Below are 15469 nucleotides of genomic sequence, written 5' to 3'. Positions count from 1 at the left end.
GGCAAAAAGATAGTCTCACACACAACCCCATTTTAGGGTTGGGGCACGGAAAGGCCGTGCCCCTACAGAGATTTAGGTATGTGCATAACCCTGTACCCAAGAACCATCGCCTTGTACCCAAGAACCGTCGCTCTGTACCCAAGAACCGTGACACCGTAGCTCTGAACCATCCATTAAAATAGACAAATCAAATTATTGTTGGGGAGAAACATCGCCAGATGACTAGCTATAAAATCGGTAAAATGAATAATTATCTTGAAAGGGATAATCATCCATAACATGATGAATAATCCCGCTATCAATTAACATTTGCCCAATGCCAATCGCCTCTTGTCGAGAACCCTGAATCCGTTGTGCTAACCATTCCACCGCTTCTGCACCAATGAAACATTGCGGATAAAGATTTCCCCGATCGCGACGATCTTTTATTTCTACCCCATCTGCACCCCGCATCGCTGCAACTAAAGCCTCAAGTTCTGTCTCCGTAAGCGTTTTGGCTGGAGTGATTGTCCGGGAAACTGCTCCGGATATCTCAGTCGCTACAGTGAGAGAATCTTGCGGTTGAGAAATGGGAGTATGATCAGATTGATCACCATTCGTTGGCTCAATTGATCGAGGAGAAGATGTCGATGCATCCCGATATAATAACAGATTAAAAATTTCTTCAAGTTGAGGCGATCGCAGATGCAAATCCCGCTGCGGAAAGGGAATCTCAATATCATAATGGCGCATACAGGCTTCAATCCGATAGTTGAGATCACTTTTCACTTTAAACTGTTTCTTGGGTTCTCCTGTCCACACCAGTAAATCAAAGTCCAGGGAACTCTCACCAAACCCCTGAAACCATACCTGAGGCGGCGGTTGCAGCAGCACTTCGGGATGATTTTTCACGGCTTCAAGTAACGCGGTTTTTACCTTGTCAATATCTGATCCATACGCCACACCCACAGGAATCCGTAGCCGAGAAATCGGGTTCCCATGACTCCAGTTAATTACCTCAGTCTCTAAAAAGCGGGAGTTGGGGACAATAATCGTCACTTGATCCAAAGTACAAATCTCCGTACTCCGGGCGCCAATGCGTTCTACCGTTCCCAGTAATTCCCCCACTTTGACAAAATCACCAATTTGGATGGGGCGTTCAAAGGTAATAATAATCCCACTAATAAAGTTATTGGCAATATTCTGAACGCCAAAACCAATCCCCACACCGAGAACACTGGCAAGAATGGTTAATGAGCCAACATCTAAACCCCAAATTTGTAACAGTACAATGAATCCGAGAAAGGTGAGAATATACTGGGTGAGGATAGTAATCACCTCTTGCAATCTGGGTTCAGCCCCCGTGTGGGCTAAGACGTAGGATTTAAACAACTTGGTGAGAGAACTAACCGCAAACCACAAGCCAATGGTTAAGCCCAAAAGCAACAGCAATTCTAGGGCAGAATATTTACTACTACCTAAGCTAATCACTGGTGCATTGAGAATGCCAAAAACCTTAGCGATAAAATCAAATAACTCATAGCGCCAGATCCGACTGGCGGGAAACAAATCAGTCACATAATAAGCGATCGCGAGCCATAACCCGCCCTGTAACCCCAGTCGGGCAAGGCGTACCATGAATTGAGCCGGATCTTCCCAGGCGTGAAAGGAGGATGTAGGTTGTCCCAGCCATACCCTCAAGCGATGAGACGCCCATTTTCCCAGAAACAGTAAACCAACATGAATCGCGATCGCAATCAGTATCGCCCCCAAGACAAAGCCTAACGCCTGACGCACATAGGCGGGCGATCGCTCAAATTGCGCTTGTACTAATGCCCTCTCCAGAATATCCCGCCAAATCTGGGCTTGCCGATAAGCGGTGAATTCTGGTAGCAAATCTCCCTCTGTCACGGTTAGCAGATGGTGTGAACCGGGCTGGGAAAGAATCGTCGTCCTTCCCTCTTCCTGATTCACTTCAATGCTGACAGGGTTAGGCGAAGACACCGCTTGCGCCAACGCTTCGTTGATCTGCCGAGCACGATTTTCTGCTGTAAAGTTATTATTTAAACTTCTCACCTGTAATAAAACGCGACCGTCTAGCACCACAGGCGCTTTGTCATTGCGACTCGTTGGAGAAGTCTGAGCAAAGGTGGAAACTGGGTTGAGTGTCAGCAGCAGCGTCAGTAACGCCAACAGGATAAACCGCCAAAATGTAGAGACGTAGCATGCTACGTCTCTTAGCCGGGGGAGCCGGGGGAGCATCTTGCTCACTACATTGAGCATCTTACTCGCTACTAATACCCAATTTAAATGCATGACAGTTTAGCACCGGATAGTAGACATTACTAATTGAATAAATTTTCCTCGACTAAACCCAATACTTACTACTCCAATAAACTATAATTTAGTCTTCCCCCGCTTCCTCAGCTTCCCCATGGGGATTGGGCGAAGCATTTGCGTTGGGTTCTTGGTATAAAACCGAGACATCTGGGCGCAAATGCTTCGCCCCTACGAATGGGGATTGGGCGAAGCATTTGCGTTGGGTTCTTGGCATAAAACCGAGACATCTGGGCGCAAATGCTTCGCCCCTACGAATGCCCTGCTAGAGGGCGATGTGGGCGAAGGTTGAGGACGCGATCGCTCTAAAATAGTGCTAGCCATCGCCCAAGCCCCAAACGCAGTCAAAAGTAGAACTCCCACCCCAATTGACCAAACCACCACTTTTTGTTGGGGGATAGACTTCATCGACGGCGTAAAGCTGGATACATTGGGACTCTGGGCGGTGGCGTTTAGGTCATTGGTGTGGAGTAATGTTGCCGTCATCTTATAAGGACCCATCCGTAGGGTATCTTTAAACGAAATGGGTTGATTGGCTTGACGCAGGGGTCGCCCATTCAGAAAGGTACCGTTAGCACTGCGTTGATCGGTAATATAGATCTGATTATTTTCCACCGTAATCAGAACGTGAAACCGCGAGATCTCTGGGTGGGCAAGTTCCAATCGAGACACCGACTCTCCCCCCCAATACTCTGGCATCTGGTCAAATTCTCGACCGATCGCGATCGGTGCGGTTAGTAGCGATCGCTTGACTTCTCCCATTTCTGGGTCTTCCCAGGTTAATTGAATATACATAGACTTGGTAGACCTCGAACACCTGCTATAGTAATGGTTCCCGTTTTTTCAAAGATATTGTGGGCGAAACCGAAACAGCAACGCCTGCTGTTACGTCAAACGCTTTGGGTATTGATTTAACAATTCGGCAAAAAAATCTGGACAAAGGTAACTATGATTGGGTTACTATCCAAATCATATCTTTAAAAATCATTACGATAATAGGTCAAGGATTCATTTTTCCTGTAAAGAGCGGTAGAGCATGAGCTTCAATCTTTTCCGTCGATTTCAATCCACGACTACGGATCAACCCCTCGGTGGACGCTATAAAATCGAGCGTCAACTGGGAATAGGCGGATTTGGTCAAACCTTTCTGGCGCAAGACCTACATTTACCCGGTCACCCCCAATGCGTGATTAAACAGCTTAAACCCAAAACCACTGACGCCGCTAGCCTAGAAACCGCTAGACGCCTGTTTGATACCGAAGCTCAAGTCCTCTATCAACTGGGAAACCATGACCAAATCCCCCGGCTGTTAGCACATTTTGAAGAAAATCAGGAATTTTATTTAGCACAAGAATTGATTCTTGGCAATCCCCTAACCCAGGAATTCAAAAAAGGTCAGCAATGGTTAGAATCTCAAACGATAGCCCTGTTGCAGGATATTCTCCACGTTTTGGCTTATGTGCATGAGCAAAATGTGATTCATCGCGATATTAAACCCTCTAACCTGATTCGCCGCCAACAGGATGGCAAAATTGTCTTGATTGACTTTGGTGCGGTTAAACAAGTCACCACCCAATTTAGCCATCCCCAATCTGGACAAACCAATTTAACCATTTCCATTGGTACCCAAGGCTATGTTCCCAAAGAACAGTTGGGTGGACAACCCCGGTTTAGTAGTGATGTTTATGCAGTGGGGATATTAGGGATTCAAGCCTTAACCGGAACCCATCCCAGATTGCTGCGGGAAAATCCGGAGACGGGAGAAATTCAGTGGCGTGATTTAGCACCTCATGTTAATCTCAACTTGGCAGAGATTCTGGATCAGATGATCCGGTATGATTTCCGCGATCGCTATCAAACCGCCACGGAAGCTCTGTTCGCCCTGCAAAGTCTATCCAGTGATATCCCATCCTCCGATACGACGCAACGATTACCCGATTCCTCAGACACCACAGCATCGGTTCAGGGACAAACCTCGACCCGGATTTGGATACCAACCGATTCTCCAACCCCATCCTCATCAGACACAAGTAGCACCCAGTTACCCGAAACCTGGCGTAATTCCCAACCCTCATCAGGGAGTTCGGTGCCCACAATCGTTACACCGGGTTCAAACCCGAAACGAGGGCTTAATCTTTGGTGGGTTGTGGCAATTTTAGGCGTTATCGGGGGAACGGCTGGAGTCGCGACAACGCTGCTGATTCCCCAGCTTACCAGCCAAACGACGAATCAGACTCAGGAGTTAACCTCCAAGTCGGCGAACCCTGCAACTCAACCATCGCCAGCATCATCCCCTGAACCTTCCCCCACGGATGAGACACCAACGAATCCTAGTTCAGACTCAAAGTCACCCACGTCTAAAAAGACTACCCCGGATACAGCAAAACCAGGTGAACCACCCTCTCCAGCTAGTTCACCGGAAACAACTCCCACCCCTTCTCCTCAAAAGTCACCGATAGTTACTCAAAATTCGGCTACCCCAAAACCAACAACACCGACGCCAAATCCGGTGGCGCAAAAGCCGACAAAAGTTCAGCCAACACCATCCCCTGTTCCATCGGCTTCTCCTGCGCCAAAACCCCAAGTGGATACAGTAACGGCACAAACCCATTGGCAACGCTGCTATGATTTAAACACCCAGCAGCGTCCAACGGAAGCGATTCAGGCGTGCGATCGCGCTTTGGCAATTAACCCTGATTATCCAGAAGCCTTGTGGAGTAAAGGCGCGGCGTTGGATCAATTAGGAAGACACCAAGAAGCGCTAAACCTCTACGAAAAAGCCACAACCCTGAAGCCAGATTTTGCCGAAGCCTGGATTAATCAAGGAGTTGCTTTGATTTTATTAGGTCAATCGGAGAAAGCGATTCCGGTTCTTGATCGCGCTATTCAGCTTAAACCTAATTCTGCAAACGCCTGGATTAACAAAGCCGAAGCCTATATGGAATTGGAACAGTTTGATGACGCGATCGCATCTCTAAAAAAAGCGCTAGAAATTCAACCCAATAACGAATATGCTGCAACCATGTTAATCGCAGCCGAGGCGAAAAAATGAAACCTCTATTCTATTATTTGTCTATTTGGCGACACAAACCGAACCTTGAACAATCCGATCCGTGGGTTAGATTCGCTGGTATGTTCAAAGACGATCCCCTCTTTGAGGAATTTGTCGAATATATGGCAGTTTATCGGCGTGAACTGGATGCTGAAATGGCTGATAATGAAGCTACTTCCCAGGAGACTCCATCAACGTGAGTGGTAGAGACGTTGCATGCAACGTCTCTACCTAAATGATCTGTCCTATTTTCTAGCTTTTCTGGGTTTTAAACTTGTTCTATAAAATTAACAAATGGTTTGAAACATTGAGTACATCGTTCAACAATAGTCAGATAATCAATATTCCCTAATATCTCTGGTGCATCCACTGTTTTCTTATAGGTTTTACCGGAATCCCTAAAAAGTTGCTCTACAACTCGGTTAGGTGGAACGTCATGATTCTGATCTTCTACAGGAATTTTCCATGTCACTGTAAAAGAATCAACCTCTAGTCGATTCGCTAATTCTGACTCCGCCGCCAGAATTAAAGCTTCTAATTCATATTTAAGACAAAAAACTCGGAAACGCTTCTTGATCCGTTCATCGTCAATCCCTTTATCTCGTAGAGCTTGAGCAAACTTATCCATTATCCCCCATTCTAACTCTTGAACCGTTTCATGGGGAAATCCTTTATTTTTTGGATACAGATCGGGTAAAGCAATAACGATTGCACTGAGATCATTTTTGAGAATATTGACAGCTTTAATTGGAATTTTCGTGAGTAAATCTTTCTTGGCATCGCCACCTCGCTGATTGTCACTTCCTTTAACCGAAAAAAATTCAATACCAATGCCTTGTTGAGATTTAGCCGCAATCAGAGGTGCCAGTAAGGCTTCCAGTGCTGCTTTATCCGAAGCCCCTTCTACATAGATAATTACCCTCATGGTAACCGCTCCAATTCATCACTTCGGTGCAATTGCTCAATTTCTTCAACGCCAAAGTCATCTAACATATCTCTTAAAATATTCGACTTACCTGGTTTAATAAACTTAGCTGCTCCATTTTCTTTGCGGAGAACAGCAATCTTAGCAATATCAAACTGGGTTAAAAAGTACGAGGAGTGAGTTGCCAAAATAATCTGAGTACGTTCAGAGGCTTTTTCAAACAAACCAGCTAAAAGGGGTAGAGTTCGAGGATGAACACCTTGATCCGGTTCATCAATACAAATTAAAGCGGGAGGATGAGGGTGTAAACACAGACATATCCAACAGATCAGACGTAGAATTCCATCAGATAAATCGGCAAGACTTAAATCGTGGTCAACACCACCTTCTTGCCAAAATGTAATCACTTCGCCAGGTCCACCACGGGCTTTTACAGTTAATCCTTTAAATCCAGGAACAACAAAACGTAAATGGTGTTGTAATTCATCGAATAGTGGGCGGTGTTCAGTCAGGAAATAGTGCAAGACTGAACTAAGATTTCCCCCATCTTCCCGCAGGACCGGTTCTTGCTCAATCGGCACAGATTTGCGAATTTTGTCATTAGCAATGTTGAACGAGCTATAAAATCTCCAACTCCGGATATATTCGCTGAGTTGAAAGAGAATCACCATGGCTGGATTAGTCATGCTGCTGAGTGCAAGTTGATTGCGCTTTGATGCTACATCTTGTTTAATTTCGGTAGGTCTGAGTCCTTCATCAGGCTCTTGAACTACACCTCTATTTCCTTGAATATCCATAAACAAATAAGGTTGCTCGTATCGTTCACTAAATGGTCTAGACGACTCGACACGCTCGTAAGCAATTTGGGTGCGACCAATGGGACCGATGAGTTCTCCTTGATAACGGATAGGAACTGGACGACCTGTATCAACTTCAATGTCCCATTTAAATTTATCTGAACCTGGACTATGAAAAATTTGTTGACCCGTCGAACCCGGAATAATTTCCGGAGGAATTTCACTGTATATACTGTCTCGCAAAAATTTCAGGAATTCAAATAAGCTTGATTTACCTGATCCATTAGCTCCCACCAGTACTTCTAAGGATTCCAATGGAGCCGTAAAATCTCTAAAAGGTCGATACCCTTGAATTTTTACTTCTATCAGTCGTGGATGCGGCGTCATTTTGTCACCTCTTTAATTTATCAGTCAGAAGAATGACTATTTTTAAGAGAATAGATTTGCTAATGCATTTAAATATTATAAGACTTGATCGGAATTTTGGGTATCCAAGCCAAGGCACTGGTAGTCGCTTTTGCTTCAGATAAACAGAGCGATCGCGTATTTGGATAAACTAGATCTAGTTGTATATAGACACCAGCATGGGTCGGAGTATCTCTATGTCTTTGCAAGAGATCAAAGAACAGATTAACCAATTATCTGTAATCGATCGCCTCGCCCTGATCAGTGCGATCATTCAATCCCTGGAAGATAGCAACCTACAGGAAAACTGGTACTATCTGGTAGCACGTCCCCATCCGTGGCGACGCCAACTTTACATAAAAGGACGCAAACTCCTGGCTTCAACAGTTTGGCAAGATAAGATTGTCAATGAAATGACGCTAGAACAAGCCGCAGAAAATTGGGATTTGCCTCTAGCTGCAATCTATGAAGTGATCCATTACTGCGAAAGTCATCGGGATCTGATCAAGCTAGAAGCAGATGAGGAACGGTATCGTTTAGAAGAAAAAGGAGTTTCACTTGAGCCTACGACTACTCCTTCATGAAGATTCTCAAGCAAAATACTTGGTCAATTTACTTCAAAAAGTCGGTCATAATGTGCTGAGTGTGAATGAAGCAGATTTGATGGGTCAAGCGGATCTAAGGGTACTCAACTATGCTAGACAACAAAGGCGAGTGTTACTAACCCGTAACTGCGATGACTTTCAGGAACTTCATCAAGCTAATCCCGTGCATCCCGGTATCTTGGCAGTATTCCAAAATCCTGATATTGCCAAAAATATGAGTTATCAAGCCATTGTTCAGGCGATCGCGAACCTTGAACAAGCCGACTATACTTTGGAAAATCAATTCATTGTTCTCAATCAATGGAACTACTGAACAGGTAAACAAAAGAAAGCCTTGGCGATCGCAGATGAAAAAATTAACTCCAAGTTTAGAGTTTGTAGTCAGCGCTTTAGCGCTGATGGTACTAAAGTACCAACTACGAAACCAGTTTGATAACCTGCTTCTCACCGAGAACTTGGGTTCAGGGCTTCAGTTGATGACGCCAAGGAACATAATAGTATAGTTAGCTCTATCACTGTCGCTCATCCCCAGTCACCATCGTGTCCCAGGTTGTTCTCGAAAACGTCTACAAAAGCTTTCCTAGTCGCAAGGAGGGGTCAACTGTCGCGCCTGTGACGACAGAACCCTTGCTCACACCTAGCGATGAAGCGCCACTGGTAGCCGTTGATTCATCCCCTCCGTCATCGGGAACCGCGAATGTTTTGCGGCGGATTAATCTGAGAGTCCATGATGGCGAGTTTATGGTATTGGTGGGTCCTTCGGGTTGTGGCAAAAGTACCCTGCTGCGGGTGATTGCGGGATTAGAGGAATTAACCGGCGGGAAAATTTGGGTGGGCGATCGCATGGTGAATGATTTGCCGCCAAAAGCCCGCAATATCGCCATGGTGTTTCAAAATTATGCCCTCTATCCGCACCTGAATGTCTATGATAATATTGCATTTGGCTTACGGCGGACAACCCTGGGATTAGCCTACGAAAAGCCTACCACCGAGATGCCGCTTTGGGTCGAGAATGCCTTAATCGGGATGACGCGATCGCTCCCTAAAGGATGGCGTTATTTCTGCGATCGCGAACGGGCGATTGATGACCAAGTTCACTATGTCGCCAAACTCCTGCAAATTGAACCCCTGCTGAATCGACTCCCCAAACAGCTATCTGGGGGACAAAAGCAACGAGTCGCCCTAGGGCGTGCGATCGCCCGGAATCCCCAAGTCTTTCTCATGGATGAACCCCTCTCCAATCTCGACGCCAAACTCCGAGCCCAAACCCGCAGTCAAATCGTGCGCTTACAACGACAATTAGGCACCACCACCCTTTATGTGACACACGATCAAACCGAAGCCATGACCATGGGCGATCGCATCGCCGTAATGAATCAGGGAGAAATCCAGCAAATTGCCCCTCCCCTAGAACTCTATAACCACCCCGCCAATCAGTTTGTCGCCGAATTTATCGGTTCACCCCCGATGAACTTTATTCCCGTTCAAATTAAAGCCCCCCTACTGATTCAGCATCGCCAATTTCGGCTCACGCTTCCAGATATTTGGCAACCCTTTCTGCAAGAGTATGATGGACGTTCTTTAATTTTAGGAATTCGTCCCGAACATTTAACCGTAAGTGTTCCCGCCCCCAAAAACTTATCGGTAAACGTTGAACAAGTCGAAGCATTGGGAAATGATACCTATTTATTAGCTAAACTCGATCGAAAAACCCGGTTACAAGCCAGAATTCCCGCCGATCATCTCGTCAAAGTCGGCGATCAACTGTGGTTATCCATTAACGCCGATAAAGTTCATTTCTTTGATGATAGAACAGGTAAAGCCATTCGGTCTAATTAGCTGAATTTTCACGGTATGTGGCACGTCTGTAGGGGCGGGTTTCACTATTATCTTTTCGGTTGCACCCATAAGTAACTAAACCCGCCCAGACTCAGGTTTGTTTCTCCTGGATAAAACTTAACCATTTGATATCTAAAAACTTAGAGCAAAAACCTGATGTGGGGAGAAGTTAAACAGGGGAAACGTTGGGGAAACAATTTGATTGTTTTCCGTAAAAGGAGTCATCAGATATTCTCCCTCAACCAAAGTATTAACAAAAAATGTAGGTTGTTTGGGGGTGCCAATAAACTTTCTTGGTCCTAATGCGGCATAATCAACAATCCAATATTCCTCAATGCCCATTTCCTCATAATCTCGAAGTTTATTATAATAATCGTCACGCCAATTTGTTGAAACAACCTCGACAATTAATTTAACTGAATCAGGATTTTGAATAATCGATTCACTTTCCCACCGAGATTCTGCACCAAGAACGTCTTGATTCAAAACGATGATATCGGGTTCATAACCTGATTTTTCCCGTTTAGGTTTAACAATTGATTCTCTCGGAATCGTCCAAATACCACCTTGCCCCATGTACCGAATAATCATGAAGAGTTGCTCGATGAGAGAACCTGTTAGAGTTGAATGTTTTCCCTTGGGTTTGGGCATTTCGATAATTACTCCATCATGGAGTTCGTACCGAACTTCTGAATTTTCGGGATACCAGTTAATAAATTCATCAAAGCTGTAGAGTTGGGGTTGAGTTTGGGCTTGAGTCATAGTTGATATCAGGTGTTGGGTGTTATACCAAAATTGCCATAAATTAAGAATTTTCTATGTAATTTATTGTTGTTCTCAAAAATAGTGGAAGAGATTTTACAGGTTTAATGGGCGCAAGACGAGCATCCGTATCAACTTAAGCCACAACCCCCTCAACCCCAGCCCATCTCTATCCCCCCTAGCCCCCATCCCCCCTAGCCCCCCTTTGAAAGGGGGGAAGAAAGGGGGGAATGAGGGGAGAGGGGACAAAGAAAGGAATCGGAAGTCATAATTTCCTCTGCTCACATCTCTGGCTCAATTCCCGCCGCTCGTAACTGTGCGATCAAGCAAGGCTTGAACTCGTTGTCGTTCCTGATCCACTAATTCTACCCTAGCGTGTTTTCTTGTAATCGCCCTGTTTGTTCTAAACTTTCACTCAACGCGGCGGCTAATGTTAGCTGATCAATATTATCCACAGGATTATCTGGTAAGGGAAAATCATCAGGTAGCTTCTCCCAGGTAATTGTAGGCTTAGCTGTTACCGTTGTCATCACGTATCCTCTCCCGATCCGTAAGCCCTATTGTAGATAAAGATAGAGTGCGATCGCAGACATTAATACAATCAGAGAAACAATAAATAGCCCCAATCTACTAACCCCCTCTGCTACCTGGAGCGCTTCCCTCTGCGTTCCTCTGCGTTAAATAAACTCCCAAATTTTCTCATCAACCCCCTCAATAATCATAAACTCAATTCAAACGCAGCCGAAAATATTGACAATACAAATCGCATCGAGGCGTCACCTCATTCCCTTGCAGATTAACCAATCCCATACTATGCAACTTAAATCCTTGCATCGGTTCTAACTGTATCGGATAATCAGCCGTAACCACCTTCTTCAACGCCGTAGCCAACTCAGGATGTTGGGATAAATTCCATAAATGTCGCCGCAAATGATCGCCATACAATCCAGCATCCGTTGGTGCTGTAGCCAACAGTTGAGCTAAAGTAATCTCTTGACGTGCGATCGCGTACAGCGCCAATCTGACTAAATAGGGATGACCCCCAACCATTGCCATTAATTCTTCCACCTGATTCGATTCCCAAGCTAATCCGTGACGTTGGGCTAAATCTTGAACTTGTTCACTCTGAAATTCCGGTAAATCAATCGGTAATCCTACATTAAACGGAGACTGATTAATATCCATAGGAATATAGGCTTCCGTCGAATGCACCACAACTAATCGCAGTTTACGCCATATTTCCCGATTTTTCGCCTCTTCATGCCACGATCGCAATAAGCCAAAAAAATCAGCCGTGAGTTCAGGATAATGAAACACCCGATCCACTTCATCTAACCCTAACACCAACGGTGTGGCAATCGTTGCTAATAAATACCGCTCAAAATAGGACTTACAACTCACCTTACTCCCAAAGGTTTTACTCCAATACTGCTCCAAGCGATCGGGTAATTGCAGTTCTAGAGTAATCACTGCACAAAACCACTGCAAGAAACGATCTAAATTACTAAAAACACTACTATCCGCTAATTGAAAACTTAAAGGAACTGTGGCATAATTAAGCTGAGTCCCCCGATGTAAAATACGTGCCATTAACGAAGTTTTACCCATTTGTCGCGGCGCTTTAATCCGGATTAAGGAACCCGGTTTAGCCACCGCTTCATAGCAGCGCTTTTCCACACCAGGGCGTTCCACATAAAACGCCGAGGCTAATTCTACTTGTCCCCGTGGTAATTCCGGTTCAGCGACGGGTTGAGGGGGATGATTGGGGGTGAGGGAATAGGGACTGGAAAACGTCGAGGATGTTTGATCGCCCTGTGTCGTGACGGTTGGTTGATCACTACAGAGCCAATCCTGGACTGAGTTTAACACAACAGGCGTATCCTCCTGCGATCGCCACTCCACCTGGGACACTCCTTTGAGATAACCGCGTAAGTCATGGTTAAGTAACGTCCAAGGGCAATTAATCCGAATGGCTAAAATAGCAGGTTTCCCCTCCGGATGTTGATCCCGCCGCCGTTTTACCCACTGCACCTCTTCTGTCATCATCTCACTGGACGCAGCTAGAGGGGACAATAAAAACACCACGCGATCGCAACGATTTAATTCGGCATAAATTTGCTGCAATCCCTGGGTTGCCATGCGGCGACTAGCATTGGCAATGAAAACCTGACACCCTTGGGTAGTTAACGCCGTTTCTAATTGCGTAGCCAGGCTTTTATCCGGATCATTTCCACAATGATAACTCAGGATAACCTGAGGCTGATTCGTCGCCGCCAGAGTATCCCCTGGGATTAAATTGGGTAAATTGTAAGCAATGGCAGTAATTAACTTAGAACGGTGAGATGATCCTTTATCTTCGTCATTGTTTAGGGCAAAAATCTCACAGATATTCTGGATATGTTTCCGCACCGTTCCTTGAGAAATACAGAGTTCTGCCGCAATTTCACCATCATTTTTGCCGGCGACAAATTGCTGTAAAACTTCCTTTTGTCGCGGTGTAAGTTTGGTAAATGCATTGGTGAACTCTTGCTGATCCATCACCCTGAAGTAATACGTTAATTGTTGGGGCGGGTACCTAATTTGGTGGATTAGAATTGTAGGGGCACCATCCTTGCGCCCGATTTAATGGTCAAATCTATCCCACAATTTTAGCTGTGTCAGTGCAGTAGCAGGTTTCTTGCTGGTACGTGCTTATTTGAGCCCCCTACCCCCCTCGTTCCCCCCTGGGAGGGGGGAGTAAGAAGGGAAACCAGAATCATCCCAAAAGACGGGCAATGACACCTCTGGAACATTCTGACATTAAGCAGGCAAATCTGTACTCCCCATCAAGTAGCGATCGCACTCACGGGCAGCACCACGTCCTTCGTTGAATGCCCAAACAACTAAACTCTGACCCCGGCGACAGTCTCCGGCGGCAAAGACACCGGGAATACTGGTAGCATACTTCCCATACTCGGCTTTTACATTACTACGAGCATCGCGTTCTAAGCCCAAGGCATCCAGCAGAGGTTGTTCTGGTCCGAGGAACCCCATCGCTAAGAGGACAAGCTGGGCGGGAATCACTTTTTCCGTACCCGGAACCGGACTCGGAATAAATCGACCTTGCTCATTTTTCTGCCACTCGATTGTCACCGTATGCACCGCTTTCACATGTCCTTCCTCATCCCCCTCAAACTTGGTGGCGGTGGTGAGATAGAAACGGGGATCTCCGCCAAACTTCGCCGCCGCTTCTTCCTGCCCGTAATCCAGGCGATAAATCTTGGGCCACTCGGGCCAGGGGTTGTCGGAGGCGCGTTCTAGGGGCGGCTGGGGCATGATTTCCAGTTGCGCCAGACTCTTACACCCATGACGCAGGGACGTGCCAACGCAGTCAGTACCCGTGTCACCGCCGCCGATAATCACCACGTCTTTGCCTTCGGCTGAGATAAAGTTGCCGTTTTTGCTGTTATCTAAAAGCGCTTTGGTATTGGCAGTCAGGAAATCCATGGCGAAGTGGATACCCTTTAATTCCCGTCCTTCGATGGGTAAGTCCCGTGGCTTGGTTGCGCCTGTACAAAGGACTACGGCGTCAAATTCTTTGAGTAGATTCTCGGTGGGGAAGTCTTTACCTACCTCGGTGTTGCAGATAAACTTCACCCCTTCTTGTTCAAGCTGGTCAAGGCGACGCTGGACGACTTGCTTTTTGTCCAGTTTCATGTTAGGGATGCCATACATGAGTAAGCCGCCGGGACGATCTTCCCGTTCAAATACGGTGATCCAATGACCGGCTTTATTGAGCTGGGCAGCCGCACAGAGTCCAGCCGGTCCAGACCCAATAATTGCGACTTTTTTCCCGGTGCGCTTGGTTGGGGGTTCGGGTTCGACCCAACCTTCGTCCCAGCCTTTGTCAATAATCGAACATTCGATATTTTTTATGGTCACGGGTGGGTTATGGATACCCAGGACACAGGAACCCTCACAGGGTGCGGGACAGACACGACCAGTGAATTCTGGGAAGTTGTTGGTTTTGTGCAGGCGATCGAGTGCTTCGCGCCATCGACCTCGATAAATTAGGTCGTTCCACTCTGGGATCAGGTTGTTGATTGGGCAACCGCTTGCCATGCCCTTGATCAGGGTTCCGGTATGGCAAAAGGGTGTGCCGCAGTCCATACACCGCGCCGCCTGAGTTTGGAGTTTTTCCTCTGGCATGGGCAGATGGAACTCATCCCAGTTGCCAATGCGACTGTCGGGTTGCAGTTCAGAGGGTAATTCGCGCAGATATTCGATAAAGCCAGTTGGTTTTCCCATAGTGATGTCTCAAGTTTAGAGTAGGGTATAGTTGTGGCTAAGGTGTCATTCGGTAAATTGGCGATGGTGATGAAGTCCCTAGACTATTTTGGCGGCAAATCCTCACCAATCAGTTGTTGACGGTGGCTTGTGACCAACTAAGCGGATGGAAGACTGTCTAGAGACGTTAAAAGCAACATCTGTACCAAGTCAAAAGTCAAAATCAGAGATATTTTGTAGTCTTTGTTACGGTTTGTCAATCATTTTGGCGTTTAAATGCCAGGTTGAGTTTAATAAAAGGTTAGATTGGCTGTGGTTCAGTGGCTAGGATTCATTCAGGTTTAGGTTCTCATTGAAGACGGCTAGAGATAGGATACAAAATAATTGCTTCTAGGGTTTCATATTTTCACATTTTTTTATAAAGTAACCCCCGTTTCGTTGGTGTCGGAAGTCTATATATTTTAACGCTCCAGGGACGCAGAGGTTTACGCTCCAGGGACAC

At 46.0% G+C, this 15469-nt stretch carries 12 protein-coding genes and 1 pseudogene; 5 read left to right on the top strand and 8 right to left on the bottom strand.

The features are described from left to right. Window positions 1-222: 222 nt before the first annotated feature. Entirely contained in the window at window positions 223-2295 is a 2073-nt protein-coding gene (locus tag RLO19_RS30155; protein ID WP_446361348.1) for a mechanosensitive ion channel domain-containing protein, read from the bottom strand. Between the two features lie 192 nt (window positions 2296-2487). Further along, window positions 2488-3111 carry an FHA domain-containing protein gene (locus tag RLO19_RS30150; protein WP_446361346.1) on the bottom strand — a complete coding sequence of 208 codons (624 nt, stop codon included), beginning with the start codon at window positions 3109-3111 and terminating at the stop codon, window positions 2488-2490. A 241-nt stretch (window positions 3112-3352) separates the two neighbouring features. Here RLO19_RS30150 and RLO19_RS30145 point away from each other — a divergent pair, with 241 nt between their 5' ends. Both RLO19_RS30145 and RLO19_RS30140 read left to right on the top strand, forming a co-directional pair. Next, window positions 3353-5368, top strand: coding sequence for a protein kinase domain-containing protein (locus RLO19_RS30145; protein ID WP_446361344.1), 2016 nt, complete (start codon window positions 3353-3355; stop codon window positions 5366-5368). Further along, a complete protein-coding gene (locus RLO19_RS30140; RefSeq protein WP_446361342.1) occupies window positions 5365-5568 on the top strand; it encodes a hypothetical protein in 204 nt (67 codons plus the stop codon). The genes RLO19_RS30145 and RLO19_RS30140 overlap by 4 nt, the downstream gene beginning before the upstream one ends. 68 nt (window positions 5569-5636) lie before the next feature. Here the strand turns inward: RLO19_RS30140 and RLO19_RS30135 are convergent, their stop codons facing one another. Together RLO19_RS30135 and RLO19_RS30130 are read right to left on the bottom strand one after the other, a co-directional pair. Beyond that, window positions 5637-6293 carry a DUF4276 family protein gene (locus tag RLO19_RS30135; protein WP_446361340.1) on the bottom strand — a complete coding sequence of 219 codons (657 nt, stop codon included), beginning with the start codon at window positions 6291-6293 and terminating at the stop codon, window positions 5637-5639. Then, the gene (locus tag RLO19_RS30130; protein WP_446361338.1) at window positions 6290-7477 is read right to left on the bottom strand and encodes an AAA family ATPase; all 1188 of its coding nucleotides are present in this window, start codon (window positions 7475-7477) and stop codon (window positions 6290-6292) included. Before RLO19_RS30130 ends, RLO19_RS30135 begins: the two co-directional genes overlap by 4 nt. A gap of 215 nt (window positions 7478-7692) precedes the next feature. Between RLO19_RS30130 and RLO19_RS30125 the strand changes: the two genes are divergently transcribed. The 3 genes from RLO19_RS30125 (at window position 7693) to RLO19_RS30115 (ending at window position 9939) form a co-directional block, all read left to right on the top strand. Further along, complete coding sequence (locus RLO19_RS30125; protein WP_446361336.1) at window positions 7693-8079, top strand: hypothetical protein; 387 nt, start codon at window positions 7693-7695, stop codon at window positions 8077-8079. Continuing rightward, the gene (locus RLO19_RS30120; protein ID WP_446361334.1) at window positions 8054-8413 is read left to right on the top strand and encodes a DUF5615 family PIN-like protein; all 360 of its coding nucleotides are present in this window, start codon (window positions 8054-8056) and stop codon (window positions 8411-8413) included. Before RLO19_RS30125 ends, RLO19_RS30120 begins: the two co-directional genes overlap by 26 nt. 227 nt (window positions 8414-8640) lie before the next feature. Then, entirely contained in the window at window positions 8641-9939 is a 1299-nt protein-coding gene (locus RLO19_RS30115; protein WP_446361332.1) for an ABC transporter ATP-binding protein, read from the top strand. A gap of 132 nt (window positions 9940-10071) precedes the next feature. On the opposite strand, the gene RLO19_RS30110 is transcribed toward RLO19_RS30115, so the two are convergent. The 4 genes and pseudogenes from RLO19_RS30110 to gltD form a co-directional block, all read right to left on the bottom strand. Beyond that, on the bottom strand, window positions 10072-10701 hold the full coding sequence (locus RLO19_RS30110) for a Uma2 family endonuclease (RefSeq protein WP_446361330.1): 630 nt from the start codon (window positions 10699-10701) through the stop codon (window positions 10072-10074). A 371-nt stretch (window positions 10702-11072) separates the two neighbouring features. Beyond that, a pseudogene (locus RLO19_RS30105) lies at window positions 11073-11231 on the bottom strand (Uma2 family endonuclease); the annotation flags it as partial. A gap of 196 nt (window positions 11232-11427) precedes the next feature. After that, window positions 11428-13239, bottom strand: a complete 1812-nt coding sequence (locus tag RLO19_RS30100) for an AAA-like domain-containing protein (protein ID WP_446361328.1) — start codon at window positions 13237-13239, stop codon at window positions 11428-11430. A 261-nt stretch (window positions 13240-13500) separates the two neighbouring features. Continuing rightward, window positions 13501-14988 (bottom strand): glutamate synthase small subunit, encoded by a 1488-nt coding sequence (gene gltD / locus RLO19_RS30095; protein WP_446361326.1) that lies wholly within the window; start codon window positions 14986-14988, stop codon window positions 13501-13503. Window positions 14989-15469 lie beyond the last annotated feature (481 nt).

This window comes from Coleofasciculus sp. G2-EDA-02, assembly GCF_040226375.1.
Lineage (GTDB): Bacteria > Cyanobacteriota > Cyanobacteriia > Cyanobacteriales > Coleofasciculaceae > Coleofasciculus.
The sequence above is the reverse complement of the archived record's forward strand: the minus strand, read 5'-3'. Positions and strand labels throughout refer to the sequence as shown.

Excerpts from the sequence above, each read along its gene's own strand:
- RLO19_RS30155 (WP_446361348.1), bottom strand. The coding sequence starts at position 2,295 with ATGCATTTAAATTGGGTATTAGTAGCGAGTAAGATGCTCAATGTAGTG.
- RLO19_RS30150 (WP_446361346.1), bottom strand. The coding sequence starts at position 3,111 with ATGTATATTCAATTAACCTGGGAAGACCCAGAAATGGGAGAAGTCAAG.
- RLO19_RS30145 (WP_446361344.1), top strand. The coding sequence starts at position 3,353 with ATGAGCTTCAATCTTTTCCGTCGATTTCAATCCACGACTACGGATCAA.
- RLO19_RS30140 (WP_446361342.1), top strand. The coding sequence starts at position 5,365 with ATGAAACCTCTATTCTATTATTTGTCTATTTGGCGACACAAACCGAAC.
- RLO19_RS30135 (WP_446361340.1), bottom strand. The coding sequence starts at position 6,293 with ATGAGGGTAATTATCTATGTAGAAGGGGCTTCGGATAAAGCAGCACTG.
- RLO19_RS30130 (WP_446361338.1), bottom strand. The coding sequence starts at position 7,477 with ATGACGCCGCATCCACGACTGATAGAAGTAAAAATTCAAGGGTATCGA.
- RLO19_RS30125 (WP_446361336.1), top strand. The coding sequence starts at position 7,693 with ATGTCTTTGCAAGAGATCAAAGAACAGATTAACCAATTATCTGTAATC.
- RLO19_RS30110 (WP_446361330.1), bottom strand. The coding sequence starts at position 10,701 with ATGACTCAAGCCCAAACTCAACCCCAACTCTACAGCTTTGATGAATTT.
- RLO19_RS30100 (WP_446361328.1), bottom strand. The coding sequence starts at position 13,239 with ATGGATCAGCAAGAGTTCACCAATGCATTTACCAAACTTACACCGCGA.
- gltD (WP_446361326.1), bottom strand. The coding sequence starts at position 14,988 with ATGGGAAAACCAACTGGCTTTATCGAATATCTGCGCGAATTACCCTCT.